The sequence below is a fragment of the Pseudomonas lactis genome (assembly GCF_001439845.1).
Classification (GTDB): Bacteria; Pseudomonadota; Gammaproteobacteria; order Pseudomonadales; family Pseudomonadaceae; genus Aquipseudomonas; species Aquipseudomonas lactis.
On the sequence record NZ_JYLO01000010.1, the window covers coordinates 94,601 to 114,873 of the forward strand.

The 20,273-nt window shown below is 62.3% G+C and carries 23 protein-coding genes; 13 read left to right on the forward strand and 10 right to left on the reverse strand.

Translation table 11 applies throughout. The features are described from left to right. Positions 1-4: 4 nt before the first annotated feature. Positions 5-1,522 carry an MDR family MFS transporter gene (locus TX24_RS18405; RefSeq protein ID WP_003189583.1) on the forward strand — a complete coding sequence of 506 codons (1,518 nt, stop codon included), beginning with the start codon at positions 5-7 and terminating at the stop codon, positions 1,520-1,522. A 56-nt stretch (positions 1,523-1,578) separates the two neighbouring features. On the opposite strand, the gene TX24_RS18410 is transcribed toward TX24_RS18405, so the two are convergent. From TX24_RS18410 to TX24_RS18420, 3 genes are read right to left on the reverse strand one after another with little or no spacing between them, the layout of a single operon-like run. Then, entirely contained in the window at positions 1,579-2,418 is an 840-nt protein-coding gene (locus TX24_RS18410) for a cache domain-containing protein (RefSeq protein ID WP_057710836.1), read from the reverse strand. Between the two features lie 55 nt (positions 2,419-2,473). Continuing rightward, positions 2,474-2,944 carry a cyanase gene (gene cynS / locus TX24_RS18415; RefSeq protein WP_057710837.1) on the reverse strand — a complete coding sequence of 157 codons (471 nt, stop codon included), beginning with the start codon at positions 2,942-2,944 and terminating at the stop codon, positions 2,474-2,476. A gap of 28 nt (positions 2,945-2,972) precedes the next feature. Further along, a complete protein-coding gene (locus TX24_RS18420) occupies positions 2,973-3,614 on the reverse strand; it encodes a carbonic anhydrase (protein WP_003189587.1) in 642 nt (213 codons plus the stop codon). 112 nt (positions 3,615-3,726) lie between these two features. Between TX24_RS18420 and cynR the strand changes: the two genes are divergently transcribed. Then, complete coding sequence (gene cynR / locus TX24_RS18425; protein WP_057710838.1) at positions 3,727-4,578, forward strand: transcriptional regulator CynR; 852 nt, start codon at positions 3,727-3,729, stop codon at positions 4,576-4,578. 513 nt (positions 4,579-5,091) lie between these two features. On the opposite strand, the gene TX24_RS18430 is transcribed toward cynR, so the two are convergent. After that, positions 5,092-5,865: a transporter substrate-binding domain-containing protein gene (locus TX24_RS18430; protein ID WP_057710839.1), complete on the reverse strand. Its 774-nt coding sequence runs from the start codon at positions 5,863-5,865 to the stop codon at positions 5,092-5,094. A gap of 448 nt (positions 5,866-6,313) precedes the next feature. On the opposite strand from TX24_RS18430, the gene TX24_RS18435 reads away from it, so the two are divergent. The 5 genes from TX24_RS18435 (at position 6,314) to TX24_RS18455 (ending at position 10,970) form a co-directional block, all read left to right on the forward strand. Beyond that, a complete protein-coding gene (locus TX24_RS18435) occupies positions 6,314-7,684 on the forward strand; it encodes a glutamine synthetase family protein (protein WP_057710840.1) in 1,371 nt (456 codons plus the stop codon). A gap of 101 nt (positions 7,685-7,785) precedes the next feature. Continuing rightward, entirely contained in the window at positions 7,786-8,385 is a 600-nt protein-coding gene (locus tag TX24_RS18440; protein ID WP_003189592.1) for a class I SAM-dependent methyltransferase, read from the forward strand. Positions 8,386-8,507: 122 nt separating this feature from the next. Further along, complete coding sequence (rnd, locus tag TX24_RS18445) at positions 8,508-9,641, forward strand: ribonuclease D (RefSeq protein WP_003189594.1); 1,134 nt, start codon at positions 8,508-8,510, stop codon at positions 9,639-9,641. After that, positions 9,638-9,931 carry a YcgL domain-containing protein gene (locus TX24_RS18450; protein WP_003189597.1) on the forward strand — a complete coding sequence of 98 codons (294 nt, stop codon included), beginning with the start codon at positions 9,638-9,640 and terminating at the stop codon, positions 9,929-9,931. The genes rnd and TX24_RS18450 overlap by 4 nt, the downstream gene beginning before the upstream one ends. Positions 9,932-10,037: 106 nt before the next feature. Then, the gene (locus TX24_RS18455) at positions 10,038-10,970 is read left to right on the forward strand and encodes a D-2-hydroxyacid dehydrogenase (protein WP_057710841.1); all 933 of its coding nucleotides are present in this window, start codon (positions 10,038-10,040) and stop codon (positions 10,968-10,970) included. A gap of 136 nt (positions 10,971-11,106) precedes the next feature. On the opposite strand, the gene TX24_RS18460 is transcribed toward TX24_RS18455, so the two are convergent. Further along, positions 11,107-11,700 (reverse strand): nitroreductase family protein, encoded by a 594-nt coding sequence (locus TX24_RS18460; RefSeq protein WP_034133632.1) that lies wholly within the window; start codon positions 11,698-11,700, stop codon positions 11,107-11,109. A gap of 153 nt (positions 11,701-11,853) precedes the next feature. On the opposite strand from TX24_RS18460, the gene TX24_RS18465 reads away from it, so the two are divergent. Further along, positions 11,854-12,303, forward strand: a complete 450-nt coding sequence (locus tag TX24_RS18465; RefSeq protein ID WP_003172524.1) for a YcgN family cysteine cluster protein — start codon at positions 11,854-11,856, stop codon at positions 12,301-12,303. A 13-nt stretch (positions 12,304-12,316) separates the two neighbouring features. Continuing rightward, positions 12,317-13,537 (forward strand): hypothetical protein, encoded by a 1,221-nt coding sequence (locus tag TX24_RS18470; RefSeq protein ID WP_034133631.1) that lies wholly within the window; start codon positions 12,317-12,319, stop codon positions 13,535-13,537. 142 nt (positions 13,538-13,679) lie between these two features. On the opposite strand, the gene TX24_RS18475 is transcribed toward TX24_RS18470, so the two are convergent. From TX24_RS18475 to TX24_RS18490, 4 genes are all read right to left on the reverse strand, one after another. Beyond that, positions 13,680-14,030 carry a YgaP family membrane protein gene (locus TX24_RS18475; protein WP_057710842.1) on the reverse strand — a complete coding sequence of 117 codons (351 nt, stop codon included), beginning with the start codon at positions 14,028-14,030 and terminating at the stop codon, positions 13,680-13,682. Between the two features lie 67 nt (positions 14,031-14,097). Continuing rightward, a complete protein-coding gene (locus TX24_RS18480) occupies positions 14,098-14,565 on the reverse strand; it encodes an RNA methyltransferase (protein WP_003189607.1) in 468 nt (155 codons plus the stop codon). A 160-nt stretch (positions 14,566-14,725) separates the two neighbouring features. Then, entirely contained in the window at positions 14,726-15,100 is a 375-nt protein-coding gene (locus TX24_RS18485) for a YajD family HNH nuclease (RefSeq protein ID WP_003189609.1), read from the reverse strand. An 89-nt stretch (positions 15,101-15,189) separates the two neighbouring features. Next, positions 15,190-15,876, reverse strand: a complete 687-nt coding sequence (locus tag TX24_RS18490; protein WP_003189610.1) for a spermidine synthase — start codon at positions 15,874-15,876, stop codon at positions 15,190-15,192. 78 nt (positions 15,877-15,954) lie between these two features. Between TX24_RS18490 and TX24_RS18495 the strand changes: the two genes are divergently transcribed. After that, positions 15,955-16,236: a hypothetical protein gene (locus tag TX24_RS18495; protein ID WP_057710843.1), complete on the forward strand. Its 282-nt coding sequence runs from the start codon at positions 15,955-15,957 to the stop codon at positions 16,234-16,236. Here the strand turns inward: TX24_RS18495 and TX24_RS18500 are convergent. Further along, positions 16,233-18,275, reverse strand: a complete 2,043-nt coding sequence (locus TX24_RS18500; protein ID WP_003189612.1) for a S9 family peptidase — start codon at positions 18,273-18,275, stop codon at positions 16,233-16,235. The genes TX24_RS18495 and TX24_RS18500 overlap by 4 nt on opposite strands. 24 nt (positions 18,276-18,299) lie before the next feature. Here TX24_RS18500 and TX24_RS18505 point away from each other — a divergent pair, with 24 nt between their 5' ends. From TX24_RS18505 to TX24_RS18515, 3 genes are read left to right on the forward strand one after another with little or no spacing between them, the layout of a single operon-like run. Beyond that, entirely contained in the window at positions 18,300-18,827 is a 528-nt protein-coding gene (locus TX24_RS18505; protein ID WP_034126627.1) for a hypothetical protein, read from the forward strand. Positions 18,828-18,857: 30 nt separating this feature from the next. Then, positions 18,858-19,634 carry a class II glutamine amidotransferase gene (locus TX24_RS18510; protein ID WP_003189615.1) on the forward strand — a complete coding sequence of 259 codons (777 nt, stop codon included), beginning with the start codon at positions 18,858-18,860 and terminating at the stop codon, positions 19,632-19,634. A 10-nt stretch (positions 19,635-19,644) separates the two neighbouring features. After that, on the forward strand, positions 19,645-20,187 hold the full coding sequence (locus TX24_RS18515) for a DUF2937 family protein (RefSeq protein WP_014717492.1): 543 nt from the start codon (positions 19,645-19,647) through the stop codon (positions 20,185-20,187). The last annotated feature ends 86 nt before the right edge of the window (positions 20,188-20,273 follow it).

The window sequence follows — 20,273 nt, forward strand, 5'->3', positions numbered from 1 at the left end:
TGCCGTGACTCACCTCAATCAGCCCGCTCCAACCGTTCCCGCCGTGCGCAGTATCCTGGTCGCGCTGATGATGGCGATCTTCCTGGGGGCCCTGGACCAGACCATTGTCGCCGTGTCCATGCCGGCCATTTCTGCGCAGTTCCATGACGTCAACCTGCTGGCCTGGGTGATCTCCGGCTACATGGTGGCGATGACCGTGGCGGTGCCGATCTACGGCAAGCTGGGCGACCTGTATGGGCGCCGGCCCATGATGCTGATCGGCATGGGCGTGTTCACCCTGGCGTCGCTGTTCTGCGGCCTGGCGCAAAGCATGGAGCAGCTGGTGCTGGCGCGGGTGCTGCAGGGTATCGGCGCTGGCGGGATGGTCTCGGTGAGCCAGGCGATCATTGGCGACATTATTCCTCCCCGCGAACGGGGACGTTATCAGGGGTATTTCAGCAGCATGTACGCGGTGGCCAGCGTGGCCGGGCCGGTGCTGGGCGGTTATATGACCGAGTACCTGTCGTGGCGCTGGGTGTTTTTGATCAACCTGCCGCTGGGTGCCGGTGCCTGGTATGTGGCCCATCGCACCCTGGTGGGGCTGCCGGTGCCGCAGCGCAAGCCGATCATCGATTACCTCGGCACGGTGCTGATGATCATCGGCCTCACCGCCTTGTTGCTGGGCATCACCGAAATCGGCCAGGGCCATTCATGGCGTGACGATCAAGTGCTGGGGTTGCTGGCCTGCGCCCTGCTGGCCTTGAGCGCGTTTGTGTGGCACGAACGCCGCGCGCGCGAACCGCTGCTGCCGATGCACTTGTTTGCCAACCGCAGCGCGGTGTTGTGCTGGTGCACGATTTTCATCACCAGCTTCCAGGCGATTTCCCTGACGGTGCTGATGCCCCTGCGCTACCAGACCGTAACCGGCGCCGGTGCCGACAGCGCGGCCCTGCACTTGCTGCCCTTGGCGATGGGCTTGCCGATGGGCGCGTATTTCGCCGGGCGCATGACCTCGGTGACCGGCCGCTACAAACCGATGATCCTCAGTGGTGCGTTGTTAAGCCCCCTGGCGATCCTCGGCATGGCCTACAGCGCGCCCCAGGCGGTGGCGTTCACCGCGATCTTCATGCTGTTGAGCGGCATCGCCTCAGGCATGCAATTTCCAACCTCGCTGGTGGGCACACAGAATTCGGTGGAGCAACGGGATATTGGTGTGGCCACCAGCACCACCAACCTGTTTCGCTCCCTGGGCGGCGCAGTGGGCGTGGCCTGCATGTCGGCGTTGCTGCTGGCGCTGTTACACGATTCCAGTTTCGCCCATCTGGCAAGCGGCGCACTGGTGGCCGAAGGCAGTTCCGGCAACGTGCTGCTCGACGGCCTCAACGCCGCACCCGGCCCGGCGCAAGATGCGTTGCGCGCGGAGCTGGCGGTGACGTTCCGGCATTTGCTGATGGTGAGTGCGGCGGTGTCGCTGCTGGGGTTGGCGGCTGCGATAGCGATGCCGAATCGGGTACTGCGTGGCCGTGAAGACAAAGTTAGATAAGCGGACGCGGAGCGTCCCAGGCGGCGTTCCCACGCAGAGCGTGGGAATGATCAGGATCAGGGGCTGTAATACCCCACCGCTACCATGAAATGCCCGCTCTTGCGCACATACGCATGCTTGTTCTCGACCTTGCCCGTCACCGGGTTTTTCCAGCGGTATTTGTATTCGCCCTGGTCCTGTTCGGCCATCATCTTGAGGATCGGCACACCCACCGGTTTGCCATCCGGGTCCTTGATCTTGGCGAAATCGGTGTTGATCAGGCGCAGGTTGGTGCCGTGGGCGACGTAGCGCCGGGTGTTCAGGTCCACCACGAATACGTAGAGATCATCTTGCAGGAAGCCGCCTTGCAAGGAGTTGATCGCCTTGAGCGTGCCGGCTTCATCCTTGACCAACGCCTCCACCGCCTTGTTGCGCAGCGCCCGTGCCTGTTCCGGTGTGGCGCGCGGCAAGTAATAACCGACCGCCAGGATGCGTTCGCCCACGCGTTGATAAAACACGTGTTTATGTTCGACCTTGCCGTCATTCCAGTTCTGCCAGCGATAGTCAGCCTGCTGGATACCCTGGCCTTCGGGCACGCTAAGGGCTTGTTTGAACGAGGCTTGCAGGTCGGGCCCGAGTACCTCGGACACATCGCGACCGATCAGCGCGGAGGAGGGCCCGCCACTGGCCAGCAGCACGCCTTTTGTATCGACCACAAACACATAGCGGTCCTGGTCGATGAACTCGCCCTGACGGCTGAAGGCGGCGAACGCCTTGTCACCTTGCTTGTGGTAGTACGCCAAGGCCTTTTCCAGCAGGGCCTTGGCGGCTTGGGCATCCGCTTCCTGTGCCGTGGCGGCATGCACCTGGCTGCAACACAACAGCAGCAGCCAGGTGAATCGGAGCAGTTTCTTCATTTACCCGTCCCTCGTTCTTGATGGTGTGCCAAGAGCGTAGACGGTTGGCGGCAAATCAGAAGGGTTTGGTCGGCAGGTATTTGCCGTCCAGGGTGATGACCGCACGGGAGCCGCCGTCCGGGTCTTCGACTTTCTTGATGTCCAGTTTGAAGTTGATGGCGCTGATGATGCCGTCGCCGAATTGCTCATGCACCAGGGCCTTCAAGGTAGAGCCGTAGACTTGCAGCATTTCATAGAAACGGTACATGGTTGGGTCGGTCGGCACACCGCTCGGGAAGCTGCCGCGCAGTGGGACGCTTTGCAGCAGGCGGCTGGCGTCCTCGTCAAGGCCGAGTTTGCCGCACACGATGTCGGCCGCTTCCTTGGGCAGCGGGTGCTGGCCGAGCAGGGCGGCGGTGACGAATGCCAGGCTCAGCCCGGTGCCGTCGGTGAGGGCCTGCCACGACAGGTTTTTGCGTGCCTTGAGGTCGATAATGGTGTCGGCCAGGGCCAGGCGTGGGGTTTGAGCGAATTGAGATTGCAACATGGTGACGTCCTCTTGGGTTGAATAAGGTTCAGGCGGCGTGGGCGCGGGTGCTGGGGTGGTCGAGCAGGGAGACGAAGCGCCCGGTGTGCCCGTCCAAAGCGTCAATGCCGCCGGTTTCGATGTCGTACACCCAGCCATGCAGGTTCATCCGGCCTTGTTCCAGGGCCAGGGCGACCGAAGGGTGGGTCTTGAGATTAGCCAGTTGGGCGACCACGTTTTCGCGCACCAAGGCATCCAGGCGGGCAGCGTCTGAGGCATGCGTACGGGCTGCATTGATCACCTTGGCCGACTCGGCATGGCGCAACCAGTTGGCCACGGCGGGCAGGTGGTCCAGGCATTTGCAGGTGGAAATCGCAGTCATCGCGCCGCAGTCTGAATGCCCGCAAATCACAATGTCGCTCACGCCCAGCACCGCTACGGCATATTCGACCGTGGCCGACACGCCTCCCGGCTCCGGGCCGTAGGACGGCACGATGTTGCCGGCATTGCGGATGACGAACAGATCACCGGGCTCCTGCTGGGTCAACAGCTCAGGGACTACGCGGCTGTCAGAGCAGGACACGAACAAGGTGCCGGGGTTTTGCGTGGTCGCCAGGTGTTTGAACAAGTCACTGCGAGGGGTAAAGGCTTCACGTTGGAATTTGCGAAAGCCGTCGATGAGATGTTGCATGGTGGTTCTCCTTGCGTCGCTGATGGGGCAAGGATGGAAGTTTTCGGCTATAGCGTCCAAGACCGGTTTATGATGCTATCTATAAGCTATGCCTATAGTTGGAGCGCTGCCCATGCTGTTGCGTCATATCCGTTATTTGCTGGCCGTTGCCGAGCATCGCAACTTCACGCGGGCTGCCGAGGCGCTGCACGTGTCGCAACCGACCTTGTCGCAGCAGATCAAGCAACTGGAAGAAAGCCTGGGTGCGCCACTCCTGGACCGCACCGGGCGCCGCATCAGCCTGACCGACGCGGGGCAGGCGTACGTACGCTATGCGCGCTTGGCCTTGCAGGATCTGCAGGCCGGCACCCGTGCGATACACGACGTGCAGGACCTGCGCCGAGGGCACTTGCGCCTGGCCATGACGCCGACCTTTACTGCTTACCTGATCGGCCCGCTGCTGGCACGGTTCAATGCGTTGTACCCCGGCATCACCCTGAGCATCGAGGAACTGACCCAAGACCGTATCGAAGCCGCGCTGGGGGAGGACCTGCTGGATATCGGCATCGGGTTTACTGGCGAGCATGGGGTGGAGATCGACTGTGAGGCGCTGTTTGTCGAAGAGCTGAGCCTGGTCGTCAGTGCCAGTCACCCCGAACGCAATCAACGGGCGTGGCTCGAACAGCCTCTGGTGTTGCTGAACACAGGCTTCGCTACCCGCCGCTACATCGACGATTACTGCCACCGGCAAGGGGTTAAACCGCAGATTGCCATGGAGGCCAATTCCATCAGTGCGATTATCGAGATCGTACGCAGCACGCCCCTGGCAACCATCCTGCCCCGGGCATTGGCCGAGGCTCAGGCTGGCCTGCGTGCCGTGGCGATCGAGCCTGCGTTGCCGCAGCGCACTGCGGCCTTGTTGAGCCGCAAGGGGGCGTATCGCAGCGCTGCGTGTGCGGCGTTTGTGGCGTTGATCAAGGCATAGGGCCGGACAGCCTGCGCTTATCTACCTGACACCCCGCGATCCAACTGTGGGAGCGGGCTTGCTCGCGAAGGCGGCCTGGCAGTCAACACAGTTGGATTGTGTACATATCCATTGCTGCTGTAACGGCCGCTTAGGGTTCAGACGGCGGGTCACTTTCGAAAAGCGCGAAAGTAACCAAAGCGCTCTTGCCCCACCACTCGGCACCTCGCCCAGGCTCGGTGTGCCCGTAATCCGCCAGTGATTTGGGGGGCCGCCGCCACGCGCCATCCATGGCGCGGGGCGGCTAAACCGGCATCCCTGCCGGTTTACCCCCAAAAATCCCTGTCGAATTCCGGCCAGCGTGGTTTAACGGGGCGCTTCAGATCAAGAGCAAGATCAAGAGCGGCTCGCTTCGCATCGTGGTTAGCTTGGGCTGCAATAGCTTTTTGTGTAGGTACTTATGGCCCAATCGCAGGCAAGCCAGCTCCCACATTTGGATCGCGGGGGCGTCAGGTCAATGCGCGCCGGCCACATTCATGGCGCAGCCAACCACTGCCCCACAATCCCCGCATACGCCCCTGTCGCCACACTCAAATGCAACCACTGATCCACATAACTCTTCCAGGCCACATCATCGCGCGGCAGCAAAAAGGCTTTTTCACTGTACTGCATCGGTTGCTCGGGGTTGACTGCACACAACCCAGGCTTGAGCTTCTGCTGATAACGCGCCTCGCTGGCGTCGGTGATCATTACATCGGCCTTGCCCGTCAGCAGTTCATCAAAAATCGTTACGTTGTCATGCAGGCGAATCTGCGTCTGGCCCAAGTGTGCACGGGCAAACACTTCGTTGGTGCCACCGGCCGGTTCGATCACTCGCACCTGGGGCTGGTTGATCTGTTCCACCGTCTGGTAGCGCTGCACGTCGGCGCAGCGTACCAGTGGGATCTTGCCATCGACTCCGAGCGACTGGCTGAAAAAGGCTTTTTTCTGACGTTCCAACGACACGGAAATACCGCCCACGGCGATGTCGCAGCGTTGGGCCAGAAAGTCCGGCATCAGGGTTTTCCAGGTGGTGGGTACCCAGTTGATTTTGGCGTTGAGGCTCTTGGCCAGGGACTCGGCCATGGCGATGTCGATACCTTCATAGCCGCCGTCGCTGCGCAGCGAGGTGTAAGGCTTGTAGTCGCCGGTGGTGCACACGGTGAGGGTGCCGCGTGCAATCACTTCGTCAAGGCGTGACGCGGCGGTGTCGGCCTGGGCGACATTGGCCAGGCTTGCCAGTACACAGAGGGCCAGAGGCGCTTTCATGGAGTCGAATCCTTAGGGCACGGTCGAAGCCGCCATAATGCCCGTTTTTTGTAGGAGCGAGCTTGCTCGCGAATAACCTGAGTGCGCCGCTGTGAATCAGGCATCCCGCGTTATCGTTAACGATCCTCGCGAGCAAGCTCGCTCCTACAGGCAGAATGTTTAGCCAAACTGCAACCAAACTCCGTCAAGCCTGAGTTGACCCGCGTATCCCGGCATGTGACGCTCAGGTATCTCTATCACTGTGACTTGCGCATGCACGCTTGCCCCGATACTCACACCGCGACATTGCCGTCTGCGCTTGCGTTCTGGGCCTTGTTCCATTGCCGACACGCGCGCCCGCCAGATACCTCTCTCCTACGTTGATCTACCCACATGGATGACGCGCACCTGTGCGCATCTGCCTGGCGGCGCCTGCGCGCTTGCCTGATGCAAACGTATGAGAATTCCCATGAGTGTTTTTGCCAGCCTGCACGAAGCCCAGGCCTTCCTTGAACAGAACCCCGACATCGAAATGTTCGAGCTGTTTATCCTCGATAACAACGGCGTACCGCGCGGCAAGCTGCTGCACCGCGACGAACTGCTGGCGGTGTACGAAAGTGGTCGGCCTCTGCCCAGCACCATCCTCGGCCTGACCATCAATGGCGATGACGTCGAAAACTCCGGGCTGGTGTGGGAGGTGGGGGATATCGACTGCCGTGCCTACCCGATCAGCGGCAGTTTGCAGCGCATGCCGTGGCGCTTGATCCCCACCGCGGCGGTGCAAGTGAGCATGCACCCCACCGAAGGCCTGCCCGCCACCGTGGCCGACCCCAGGCACCTGCTGGCCAAAGTTATCGAGGCGCTCAAGGCTGACGGTTACTACCCGGTAATGGCGGCGGAGCTGGAGTTCTATCTGCTCGACCAGAAGCCCGACAGCAACGGCCGCCCGCAACCGGCGCGGGATGTGGATGGCAATCGCCCGCGCTCGACCCAGGTGTATGGCCTGCGCGAACTGGAGCAGATCGAGCCGTTTCTTGCCGACCTCTACAGCGCCTGCAAGCTGCAAGGGATTCCGGCGCGCACGGCCATCTCCGAGTACGCGCCGGGCCAAGTGGAAATCACCCTCGAACACCGCACCGACGCGCTGCAGGCGATGGACGAAGCCGTGCGCTACAAACGCCTGGTCAAGGGCGTGGCGCACAAGCATGGAATGACCGCCTGTTTCATGGCCAAGCCGTTCGACGACCTGGCCGGTACAGGCATGCATATGCACGTCAGCCTGGCCGATGCCCAGGGCAATAACCTGTTTGCCAGTGAAGCGGCAGACGGTACGCCGCTGCTGCGCCAGGCCGTGGGCGGCATGCTCAGCACCTTGCTCGATTCACTGTTGATGTTCTGCCCCAACGCCAATTCTTATCGGCGCTTCCAAACCAACAGCTATGCGCCGCTCGCGGTCACCTGGGGTGTGGACAACCGCACCGTCAGCCTGCGTGTGCCCGGTGGCCCGGCCCAGTCCCGGCATATCGAACACCGTATCTGCGGCGCCGACGCCAACCCCTATCTGGCGGCCGCCGCAATCCTGGCCGGCATTCACCGAGGCATCCGCGAACAGCTAGACCCTGGCGCCCCGGTGGAAGGCAACGGCTACGCCCAGGCCACGGAGCTGCTGCCCACCGACTGGCTGACCACCTTGCGCGCGCTGGAAACGTCCCGCTGGGCGCCGGACGCGTTCGGGCGTGAATTCCTCGGCGTTTACCTGGCGGTCAAACGTGCCGAATACCGCCAGTTCATGGGCGAGGTGGGGGAGCAGGATTGGCGCTGGTATTTGCACCAGGCATGATCGATTTTAGCGGGTAGGGGCTTTCGACCTTTTTTTCACGTTGCGGCGGTTAAGCTGCGAATCAAGGTCGTTTACTACCGTTTCATTCACATGAGCCCGCGATGTCGCCACAACCTCCATCCTCCATCGAGACCGAATTCACCGAGCGCTATGACCGTGAGCATGCCAGGGGCTGTGGCGACCCGCGTCCGCCCAGGCTGTTGCAGCGCCTGTCGGCGTGGCGCGATGCGCGGCTGGTGCGCCAAGCGCTGAAGGTGGCGGGCGAGCCTGGGCTTATCCTCGACCTGGCGTGCGGTTCCGGGCGCTTCTGGCCGGTGCTGGCCGAACACGTCAACCGCGTGATCCTGGCCTCGGACAACTCCCAGGCGATGCTCGATCACGCGCGCACCCATCACCCGGGCGCGTTGCTCAAGCGTGTCAAAACATTCCAGGGCTCGGCGTTTTCCATTGGCCTTTCGGCAAATGCGGTGGACTGCATTTTCTGCCTGGATTTGTTTCGGCATGTGCCCGACAGCGATGCACGACTCATGTTGTTGCACGAGTTTCACCGCGTCAGCCGCGACACCGTGATCGTGGCCGTGAACGTGGGCACGCCCGTAGAGAGCGAGTTTCGCCAAGCCGGCTTCAAAATCCTCAATTACCAAGAGTTCCTGCCGGGCTCGCGACTATGGTGCGTCTACGTTTTGCGTAAGAGAGGATAACGCCCGTTTGTCGGACTATTCTTCATCTCCTGTCGGAGTTTTCATGATGGCGTGTGCACTGCGGATGCTCGCAAGCCTCTTTCGCGATATATACTGCGCGCCATTCTTCAAGGGAGAGCCGTGTGGCCATCGATATTCACTGGATCTGCGACAACGATAGCCTCGGCCAGCATTGCGCCGAATGGCAGCAGTTGCCATTCGTCGCCCTCGACACCGAATTCATGCGGGTCGACACCTTTTACCCTATTGCCGGGCTGATCCAGATCGGTGATGGCGTGCGCGCTTACCTGATCGACCCCCTGACCATCGACAATTGGCAACCTTTGGCCGCCTTGCTGGAAAACCCAGCGGTGATCAAGGTGGTGCACGCCTGCAGCGAAGACCTGGAAGTACTGTTGCGCCTGACCGGCAGCTTGCCGGTGCCGTTGTTCGACACCCAATTGGCGGCGGCGTACCTCAACCTCGGTTTCTCCATGGGCTACTCGCGCCTGGTGCAAGCGGTGTTGGACATCGAGCTGCCCAAGGGTGAAACCCGCTCCGACTGGCTGCAGCGGCCATTGTCGGAGACGCAGATCAGCTACGCCGCCGAAGACGCGGTGCACCTGGCCGAGGTTTACACCCGCCTGCGCCCGCAACTGTCGGACGACAAATACGCCTGGGTATTGGAAGACGGCGCCGAACTGGTGGCCAACCTGCGCCGCGAGATCGACCCCTACGAGCTGTACCGCGACGCCAAGCTGGCGTGGAAGTTGTCCCGTGCTCAACTTGCGGTGCTGCGTGAACTGTGCGCCTGGCGCGAGCAGCAGGCCCGTGCCCGCGACTTGCCGCGCAACCGTATCATTCGCGAACACTCGTTGTGGCCCTTGGCCAAATCCCAGCCGGATAACCTCGCCGCTCTGGGCAAGATCGAAGACATGCACCCGCGCACCGTGCGCCAGGACGGCCAGTTCCTGCTGGACCTGATCAAGCGCACCGCCAGCGTGCCCATGGACCAATGGCCGCCTGCCGTGGCAGAGCCGTTACCCGTGGACGCCGCCGCGTTGATCAAGCAACTGCGGGCCCTGGGCCAAACCTTCGCCGAGCGCCTGGACATGGCGCCGGAACTGATGCTGCGCAAGAAAACCCTCGAAGCCCTGGTTAAAAGTGGCTACCCCGATGGGCCTTACCAATTGCCAGACTCGCTGCGTGGCTGGCGCCGCGAGTTGATGGGCCAGGCGCTGCTCGACAGCCTGGCCAATGCCGGAGAACAGCCTTGAAACGTATTTGCTCCATCTACCGCAGCAAGAAAAAAGACGGCATGTACCTCTATGTGCTCAAAAGCGACGCCCTGGAGCGCGTGCCCGAGCCGTTGATGGAAGCCTTTGGCAAGGCGCATCACGCCTTTGACATGGTGCTGACGCCTGAGCGCAAGCTGTCGCGCGAAGACATCGCCGTGGTGCTGGAAAACCTCGACAAGCAGGGCTACCACCTGCAAATGCCGCCGGCCGAGGACGAGTACATCGAGCACTTGCCCGAAGAGCTGCTGCGCCGCAACGACCCGATGTGATCACCAGTGCCCGCCTCAGGGCACCGTTTCAATGGAATCGTATTAGAGGACGGTGGCCGTAAGGATGCGGGCGGCCGTCTGCACTGTTTTTTCAAAGGTTTGAACCATGCGTGTTCTGATTGCTGAACAGGATCATCCGCTCTACGCCCAATTGCTCAGGGACGCCGCCCCAGACCTTGAAGTGCTGACCAGCGGCGACTCGGCCGAACTTTCGCGCCTGGCCGCCGACTGCCCGGTGTGGCTGGGCCAGCCCGATCTGTTGGCGACCCTGCTGCGCCAGGGCCATCACCCGCAATGGCTGCAATCGACCTGGGCGGGCATCACGCCACTGTTGGCCGATGGCTTGCCCCGCGACTATCGCCTGACCCGAGCGGTAGGCATTTTTGGCCAGGTCATGGCCGAGTTTGTCCTCACCTACATGCTGGGCCACGAGCGCGAAGTGCTGGCGCGGCTGGTCAGCCAGGTGGAGCGCAAGTGGGATAACCGCATGGGCCAGAGCCTTGCCGGGCGCAAGGCGCTGATCGTCGGCACCGGTGACATTGGCCAGAGCGTGGCCGAGTTTCTGCTGCCATTCGGCGTGCAGCTGTATGGCATCGCCAGCCAGGCCCGCGAGCAGGCGCCGTTTATCGAAGTGGCCGGGCTCGACCAGTTAGGCCGGCTGGTGGGGGAGGTGGATTACGTGATCAACCTGCTGCCCAACACGCCTGATACCCATGACCTGTACGACGCGGCGCTGTTCAAGCAGTTCAAGCCCACCGGGTTGTTTATCAACGTCGGACGCGGCGTGGCGGTGGTGGACGCCGACCTGGTCGAGGCGCTCAAAGAAGGGCACCTGGCCGGCGCGGTGATCGACGTGTGCCGCCAGGAGCCTTTGCCGCAACGCCACCCGTTCTGGACGGCGTGGGGTTTGCTGTTGACCGGGCACAGCTCGGCCCCGACCTCGCCGCCGATGATGGTGGAATTGTTTGTAAAGAACCTGCGGGCGTATCAGGCCAAGCAAGCGCTGCGCGGGGAAGTGGATTTCGAGCGCGGGTACTGAGCTTGCCCCATGCCCTCTGTAGGAGCGAGCTTGTTCGCGAAGAACGTCAACGATGACGCGTACTTTCTGAATAAACGCGGCGCCTGTGAGTTTTTCGCGAGCAAGCTCGCTCCTACAGAGGGTCAGAGTGCGATGCTTAGAGGCTGAAGTCCCCCTCGGACACCAGCTCGCTCAACGGCTTGCGCGGGCTCGGCATTTCGCGCCCTTGCAGGTACTCCGGCAAACTCGACTTGTCCCCCAACTTGCCCACCGCCACGGCCGCATGCAGCGCATAACCCTGGGGAATCTTCAGCTCCTTGCGGGTCAGTTCCTGATCGAAACCGGCCATGCCGTGGGTGTGCCAGCCACTGAGGCTGGCTTGCAGCGCCAGGTGGCCCCAGGCTGAGCCGGTGTCGAAGGTGTGCCACAGCGCCGGGGTTTCTTCGGTGGCGCCGGGGGCGATGAAGTCGGTTTTCGACGCGATGATCACCAGGGCCGACGCATGCTGCGCCCAATTGCGGTTGAATTCATTGAGCAGGCCCAGGAAACGCGCCCAATCCGGCGTGTCACGGCGCGCATACAGAAACCGCCACGGCTGCGAGTTGTAGGCCGAAGGTGCCCAGCGTGCGGCTTCGAAGAAACTCAGCAGCGTCTCCTGCGGGATGCTCTCGCCGGTAAAGGCGCGGGGCGACCAGCGCTCGGTGAATTGGGTGTGGATCGGATAATCGGCAACGCGGGGGTTATTGCTCATGGACAGATCCTGATGAAAAAACCGGGATTCAAAGCTACTGCGCCCACCCCTGCCTGACAAGTCTTGCAACACCGTCAGTCGTAAGCGCTTGGCCCCAACCGGCTTGGGCACTAGACTGGCGGCCTTTTCACCTTCCGATACTGATGCAGAGCCATGGCCGCCAAAGTCGAACCTTTCTGGATACGCAAAACCCTTGAGCACCTCGACCAGGAGGAGTGGGAGTCGTTGTGCGACGGCTGTGGCCTGTGCTGCCTGCAAAAGCTTGAGGATGAAGACGACAACAGCGTCTATTACACGCGCATCGCCTGCAAACTGCTCGACCTGAAAACCTGCCAGTGCACCGATTACCCCAACCGCCGCGCCTCGGTGCCCGACTGCATCCAGCTCACGCCGGGCCAGGCCGACCAGTTCAAATGGTTGCCGCCGACCTGCGGATACCGCCTGGTCAGCGAGCGCAAGGACTTGCCGCTGTGGCATCACCTGGTCTGCGGCGACCGTGACGCGGTGCACCACGAACGCATTTCCCAGTCCGGGCGCATGCTCAGCGAAGGCAGCGTGCCCGAGGATGACTGGGAGGATTACCTGATTTTCCGCGCAGGCTGAACGAGGAGTGTGTATGAAGGTGGCCGCCAAGTGGGCAGCGGGCCTGGTCGTGCTGGCGCTGAGCGGGCCGGGCTGGTGCGCGAAGAAAGTCGACCTGGATTACCACATCAAGCTGTTGCCCCAAAGCCAGCAGGCCGAGGTGCGCGTCAGCCTGTCCCAGGGCGCGGCGGTGCGCAGCCTGAACTTCGACCTGGGCCGCGACGGTGACTACAGCGACTTCAAGGCCGATGGCCAGTGGCAGGTCACCGGCAACCGTGGCCTGTGGCAACCCAGCGCCGACAAGGCCAGCCTGACCTACCGGGTGCGCCTGGCCCATGCGCGCAAGCCCGGGGTTTATGACACACGGATCACGCCCGGCTGGGCGTTACTGCGCGGCGAAGACCTGGTACCGGCCGCACGTCTCGATCAGCAAGACGGCATCGAGCTGGTCTCACGCCTGCTGTTCGAACTGCCTACCGGGTGGAAGAGCGTCGAAACCGCCTGGCCGCGCATCGGCCAAAACAAATTCCGCATCGACAACGTGTCCCGCCTGTTCGACCGTCCCACCGGCTGGATGCTGGCGGGCAACCTCGGCAGCCGCCGCCTGCGCCTGGGTGAAACCGACGTCACCGTGGCCTCGCCAAAGGGTCAGGGCATGCGCCGTATGGACGTGCTGACGCTGCTGACGTTTGTCTGGCCCCAGGTGGAAGCCGCCTTCCCGCGCCATCCCGGCAAACTGTTGATCGTCGGCGCCAGTGACCCGATGCGGCGGGGGGCTTATTCACTGCGCGACTCGATCTACCTCAACAGCCGCACGCCGCTCGTTGGCGAAAATGGCAGCAGCCCGTTGCTGCGCGAAGTGGTACAGGCCATCGGGCGCTTCAACGACCACGATAGCAGTGACTGGATCAGCGAGGGCTTGGGCGAGTACTACGCGATTGAACTGATGCGGCGTGCCGGTGGCATCACCGATGAACGCTATGCGGCGATCCAGGCGCGGCTGACCAAAGAAGGTAAAGACGTCACTACGCTCAAAGGCGAGCACGTCAACGGCGCGACGCTGGCGCGTTCGGTGGTGGTGTTGCAGGAGCTGGACCGAGAGATCCGCGTGAAGACCCACAACAAACGCTCCCTGGACGATCTGGCGCAGGCAGTGATGCGGGTGAACAGCATCAACACCAAAGAGTTCGTGCAGTTGGCCGAGAGCGTGATCGGCGAGTCGTCGGTGGTGCTGGACAGCAAACTGCTGCGCTGATTCCTAGCCCTGTGCAATTCAACATGTGGGAGGGGGCTTGCCCCCGATGGCGGTGGGTCAGCAAAAAGTAGGCTGCTGACACTCTGCTATCGGGGGCAAGCCCCCTCCCACATTTGAATCTCCAGCATGTCCAAGTCTTAGATCAGGCTTTAGGTTTCACCACCTTTTCAGCCGCCACTTCAGCCTTGGTTTTCAGGTTCTTCAACTCTTCCCCGGCCCGTTCGATCTTGGTGCGCACGCTGTTCATTTCCTGGCGGCCCTGTTCCAGTTTGTCCTTGAGCGAACTGTGCCCGGTAAAGCCACGGGCCAGTGCCACGCCACCAATCGCCACCTGGATCAAGCCGAAAATCCCACCGCGGCGCAGGCCTTTACCCACCATCATCACTCCGCCGGCCACTGAGCCGATGCGTTCCCAGCCATGCACGTTCTGGTTGGGTTGAGGTTTCAACGGTGTGGCTTCGATGACAGGTCGCAAGGTTTTGCTGTCGCTCATGATCAGTCTCCAACAAGGGCAAGTGTTACTAGCTGACTGCGCGCATGTGCCGGATGTTCCCGCAAGATCAGTACTTGGGGCCCGAACGGGTGTTGTTGCCCTTGGCCAGGCGGTCATAGAGCACCACGTTGACCGTGGCCGCCAGGTTCATGCAGCCGGTGGTGGGGATGTACACCACGTCCTCGCACCAGTCGCGGATCTCTTTGTCCAGGGAACCGTCTTCGGGGCCGAAGATATACAGCGCGCGGTCGGGGTGAGTGTATTCAGGCAACGGGCGGGCGCCTTCGACCAATTCCACGGCGACCGGGATGCAACCCAGGGGCAGGATCTTTTTCAGGTCGTCGATGCCGATCAGCGGGATATCGTGGTGCACCTTCTTGGTGTCGGTGATGAAATCCCGGGCGCGCTCGTAACGCACGCCGGTGTAGAACACCGAGGCCACGCCGTAGCAGCCGGCGGCACGCATCACCGAGCCGACGTTTTCGGGGGATTTGGGGTTATACAGACCGATGCAGCTGTAGCGTTTATTGCCCACGGGGAAGGGTGCCTTGAGAAAAACGGCGATTATACGGCCTGGGGGGATGTAGTGCTTGGACGATCGTCATCGCGGGCAAGCCCGGCTCCCACAGGGAAATGCATTCCTACTGTGGGAGCTGGCTTGCCTGCGATGAGGCCGGAACAGGCAAAGAAAAGCCTCAGTCGTCCTTCTTCATCAACCCCGCCAACGCCGCAAACGGGTTGTGCGTTGCCTTGGCAATGCTCGGGCTGCTGGTGGAGCCTTCGCCGAAGTACTGCTGGTCGGTGTAGCGCGAGTGTTCGTTGTCGTGGCAGTACAGGCACAGCAACTCCCAGTTGGAACCGTCCTGGGGGTTGTCATCATGGTTGTGGTTACGGTGGTGGACGGTCAGTTCACTTAAGCGCTTGCCGGAAAACTCACGGGCGCAGCGGCCGCACACATGGGGGTACATCTTCAAGGCTTTATCGCGGTAGCCCATTTCGCGGTCGCGCTGGGCATCGGCGAGGATGCGGTCCAGCTTGGCGGTGTGGGAAGGCGGGTTGTTCGAGCTCATCATGGCTCCTGGCTATTATTGGGTGGTTCACGGATAGGGTTGATTCTAGCCGCTCCCACAGGGGATTGGCGCGATTGAATCAACCGTGATCAGCCCTTGAGCTTCTCTGCAATCCAGATGGTATGCCGCGTGCCCTTGTTGCCATGGGCAAATACTTGCACTTCCTCGGCCTTGAAGCCGGCCTTGCGCAGTTTGTCACTGAACAGCTTGTCGGCGCTGGCCGACCACACCGCCAGCACACCCTTGGGCCGCAGGGCCTTGGCGCACGCGGCCAGGCCACTGGCCGAGTACAGCCAACTGTTGGCTTTTTGCGTGAGTCCCTCGGGGCCGTTGTCGACGTCGAGCATAATCGCGTCAAAGCCTTGGGGTTCGGCCTGCAGTACCTTGGCCACGTCTTCCTGGCGGACCACGGTGCGCGGGTCCAGCAGCGGGCGACCGGATTTCTCCCCCAGCGGCCCACGGTTCCATTCCACGACGCCGGGCACCAGTTCGGCCACCACCACTTCGGCGCTCTTGCCCAAATGCTTGAGCGCCGCAGCCAAAGTAAAGCCCATGCCCAGGCCGCCGATCAGCACCCGTGAACCCGGGCGACCGGCCACCTTGCGGCAGGGAATCTCCGCCAGGGCATCTTCGGAGCCGTGCATGCGCGTGTTCATTAACTGGCCGCCGTCACCGCCCTGGATCTTGATGACGAAGTCCTCGCCGTATTCGAACAGGCACAAGGCACCGCCGTTGTCGGGGATTGGGGTGGTGTCCAGCAGTACGAAACGTTTCATGGAAATCTCATTGGGAAGGGCATTCTTGCGCGGTTGGGAGTAGCCTTAAGGCATTCCGGTCAGGCCATGGAGCCATCGATGAAGTGCAGCATTCTAACGGTCATTGTGTTGAGCGCGCTCGCATTGGGTACCGCGCAGGCTCAGGAGTTACAAACCGTACCGGTCGCGCCCACGCCAACCCCAGGCGCGCCGGGCACGCCAACGCCCACGTTGTACCCGCAAGTCACGCCGCCCGTTGCGCCCAAGACCCATAATGGCGCGCCACCGCTGGCGCCCATCGTGCTGCCGGCACCGCCCAAGGACCAGACGGTCCCTGGCCTGCAGCAGAACGACAGCAAGCCAAAGACGCCAGGCGGTTAGACCAGGCCGAGGGCCTTGAACACAAAGGCATATTCGAGGGCGACGTCACGTAGCCCCTGATAGCGCCCGCTCATGCCGCCATGGCCGGCGCCCAGTTCGGTCTTGAGCAGCAGCAGGTTGTCGTCCGTCTTGGTATCACGCAGCTTGGCCACCCACTTGGCGGCTTCCCAATATTGCACACGGCTGTCGTTATAGCCGGCGATCACCAGCGTGGCCGGGTAAGCCTGGGCGCTGACGTTCTCGTAGGGCGCGTAGGCCTTGATGCGCGCGTACACCTCGGGGTCTTCGGGGTTGCCCCATTCGTCGTACTCGGTGATGGTCAGCGGCAGTTCCGGGTCGAGCATGGTATTGAGCACGTCGACGAACGGTACTTCGGCAATCGCCGCCTGGAACAATTCCGGGCGCTGGTTGAGCACCGCGCCGATCAACAGGCCGCCGGCACTGCCGCCGCTGATCGCCAGTTGCCGGGAGGTGGTCAGGCCCTGGGCGATCAAATGCTCGGCGCAGGCGATAAAGTCGCTGAAGGTATTCTGCTTGTGTTCCTGCTTGCCGTTGCGATACCAGGCTTCCCCCAGCTCACCGCCGCCGCGCACATGGGCGATGGCAAACGCCACCCCGCGGTCGAGCAAGCTCAGGCGCGCATGGGAAAACCACGGGTCCAGGCTTGAGCCGTAGGCCCCGTAGCCATACAGGTACAGCGGCGTCGGCTTGCCGAGCTGGTCACGTTTGACCACCAGGCTGATGGGCACCTGGGTGCCGTCGGCGGACGTGGCCCACAGGCGTTGGCTGACGTAATCATCGGCGTTGAAGACGCCCAGCACCGGGGTTTCCTTGAGCACAACCTGCGCGCCTGTCGCCAGGTCGAGCTGGCGCACTTGGGCGGGACGGTTCAAGGCTTCATAGCGCAGGCGGATCTTGTCGCTGGGAAACTCCAGGCTGTTCTGCACGTAAAGGCTGTAGGCGGCGTCAGGCAATTGCACCCGATAGGCCGGCACGTTCTCGGGGTGTACTTCGATAACCGGCAGGCCACCAATGCGCAGGCTCAAGGTCATGGCGTTGGCGTTCAGGCTCACGCCGTCGAGCATGACCTCATCGCTGTGGGGGATCAGGTTCTGCCAGTCGGCTTCGGTGGGCGGCGTGCCGGTGTCGGCGGCCACGTACAGTGCATGGTTGATGCCGTCGCGGTTGCTGCGGATAAACCAGGTCCACTGGCCATTGCGCTTGCCGTGGTCGACATCGTATTCGTGGTCTTCGACCCGCGGCGCCAGGCAGGCGAAGGCCAGGTGCGGTTGCTCGGCGTCCAGCGCCCAGACTTCGCTGGTGGTCTTGCTGCCCAGGGCCAGCAACAGTTGGCGTTCGGAGCTTGAGCGGTAGCAATGCAGGAAGAAACGGCCGTCGGGCTCGTGGAAGACTTCCTGCGCGGCGGTGCCGTCCAGGCGATAGCGATACAGTTTGTGCGGACGATGGGTGTCGTCCAGCTCACCGAAAAACAGCGTCAGGCTGTCATTGGCCCAGGTCATGCTGCCGTCGCAGTTGTCGAACGCCAGTTCGCTGACCTTGTCGGACGCCAATTCCTTCACGAACAGGGTGTAAATCTCTTCGCCACTGGTGTCGAGGCTGTAGGCCAGGCGTTGGTGGTCGGGGCTGATGCTGAATGCGCCCAGGGAGAAAAAGCCGCCATTGGCCAGTACGTTAGGGTCCAGCAACAGTTCTTCGCTGCTGGCGTCCACGTGGTTGCTGTCATCGGCCGGGCGGCGGCAGCGGTAGTGGCGGGCGTATTCGTCGCCGGCGGTGGTGCGGGTGTAATACAAATACGGGCCCCAAGGGGAGGGCAGGGACAGGTCGGTTTCCAGAATGCGGCCCTTGATCTCGTCGAACAGGGTCTCGCGCAACGCCTGCTGATCGGCCAGTTGCGCTTCCTGCCAAGCGTTTTCGACCTTGAGGTAGTCGAGCACCTCAGGGTTGTCGCGTTCTTGCAGCCAGGCGTACGGGTCTGGGCCTGGGGCCTTGCGGGCAATCGGTGCGGTGGAAATAGGCATGGATAATTCCCTATCTGGCAGACGGTGGCAGGCATTGCAGCCGCGACACGCAAAAGCCGTTATCATAGCCGCCTGTTTGCCAACCTTGCCATGGACACCATGACCGAGAACGACTATCTGACCGCTTGGGGCCTTTACGCCTTCGCCGCTTTGGGCTGCCTGTTGGTGTGGTGGCGCATGACCCGCTGGATCTGGCGCTGGCTGCGCGAGCCCCTGCAATTGCTGATGGCGGTGTTGCTGCTCAGCCCGACCATCGTCGACCCGGTCAAGACCCAGTTTGCGCCGGCCGTGGCCATTACCGCCCTGGACCTGGTGCTCAAGGTCGGCAACAACGCCTGGCGCGCCATTTCCGACCTGTTCATGTACACGATGATCGCGTTTGCCCTGTACATCGTGTTTGTGCTGATCCGCTGGCCCATCGAGCGCGCCGCCAACGCTCGTCGTGAGCGCAAGGCGGCTGCGGATGCGGCTTTGGCCGCCGAGCCGGAAGACGACGAACCGTTCCGTCGCCCGGCGCCTGCCGGTGGTATGCGGGTCGAGCCGCGCCTTTAACGTTGTTTGCCCTGCAGCGAGAGCCCTGGCATGTGTGAATTATTGGGCATGAGTGCCAACGTCCCCACCGATATCGTGTTCAGCTTTACCGGGCTGATGCAGCGCGGTGGGCGTACTGGCCCGCACCGCGACGGTTGGGGCATTGCCTTCTATGAGGGCCGTGGCCTGCGCCTGTTCCAGGACCCGGCCGCCAGCAGCGAGTCGGAAGTCGCGTTGCTGGTGCAGCGTTACCCCATCAAGAGCGAAGTGGTGATCGGCCATATCCGCCAGGCCAATGTGGGCAAGGTCAGCCTGGCCAATACCCATCCGTTCGTGCGCGAGCTGTGGGGGCGTAACTGGTGTTTTGCCCACAACGGCCAACTGGCGGACTTCAATCCCCGCGCCACCTTCTACCGCCCGGTGGGCGATACCGACAGCGAAGCAGCGTTCTGCGACCTGCTCAACCGCGTGCGCGAAGCCTTCCCCGAGCCAGTGGACATTGAGCAGGTGCTGCCCGACCTGATCGCCGCCTGCGCCGAATACCGCAGCAAAGGCGTGTTCAACTGCCTGCTCAGCGACGGCGACTGGCTGTTCTGCTACTGCTCGACCAAGCTTGCGCAGATCACCCGGCGTGCGCCTTTTGGCCCGGCGCGCTTGAAAGATGTCGATGTGATCGTCGATTTTCAGGCTGAAACCACCCCCAATGATGTGGTAACGGTGATCGCCACCGAGCCGTTGACTGACAACGAAAACTGGACCCGCTACGAACCGGGCCAATGGAGCCTGTGGCGACGCGGTGAATGTGTCAGCCAGGGCGTTACCGAGTAAGGAATCGAGCATGTTGCTGAGCTATCTGCGGTTGGTATTGTTTGCCGTTGGCTTGTTGGTCGGCGTGCAGGTGCCTGGGTTTATCAATGACTACGCCAAGCGCGTCGAGGCCCACCTGATCGAGGCGCAGACCGGCTTGCGCGGTTTCGAGTCCACGGCGCAGCAGTTCTTCAACGGTGATATGCAAGCCTTGGTGGCGCATTACCGCGCCAGCGATGACCCGGTGTTCCAGAGCGACGCCAGCAGCCTGGGCGCCATGCTCGACCGCCAGCTCGAGCTGGACAAGCAATTCCAGGCCATGCAGGGTCCGTGGTACATCCGCGCCCTGCAAGTGGCCGTGGCTGCCGACCCGGATATCCGTTCGGAGACCTGGAATGGCTACAGCTACCAGATCTTGCTGACGCCCGAAGCCATGGGCTGGGGCCTGGGCGGGGCGATGCTGTTGTCGTTCGGCATCGAGTGCCTGTACCGCTTGATCGACTGGGTGGTGCTGGGTGGTCGGCGCCTGCGCCAGAGCCGGCCCATCGAAGAGCGGGACCTCAAGGGCCTCTAACGACCCACTGATCGTTCCCACGCTCCGCGTGGGAATGCTTTTTCTGACGCTCCGCGTCGCGCGTGAGGGCGCAGAGCGCCCTGTGC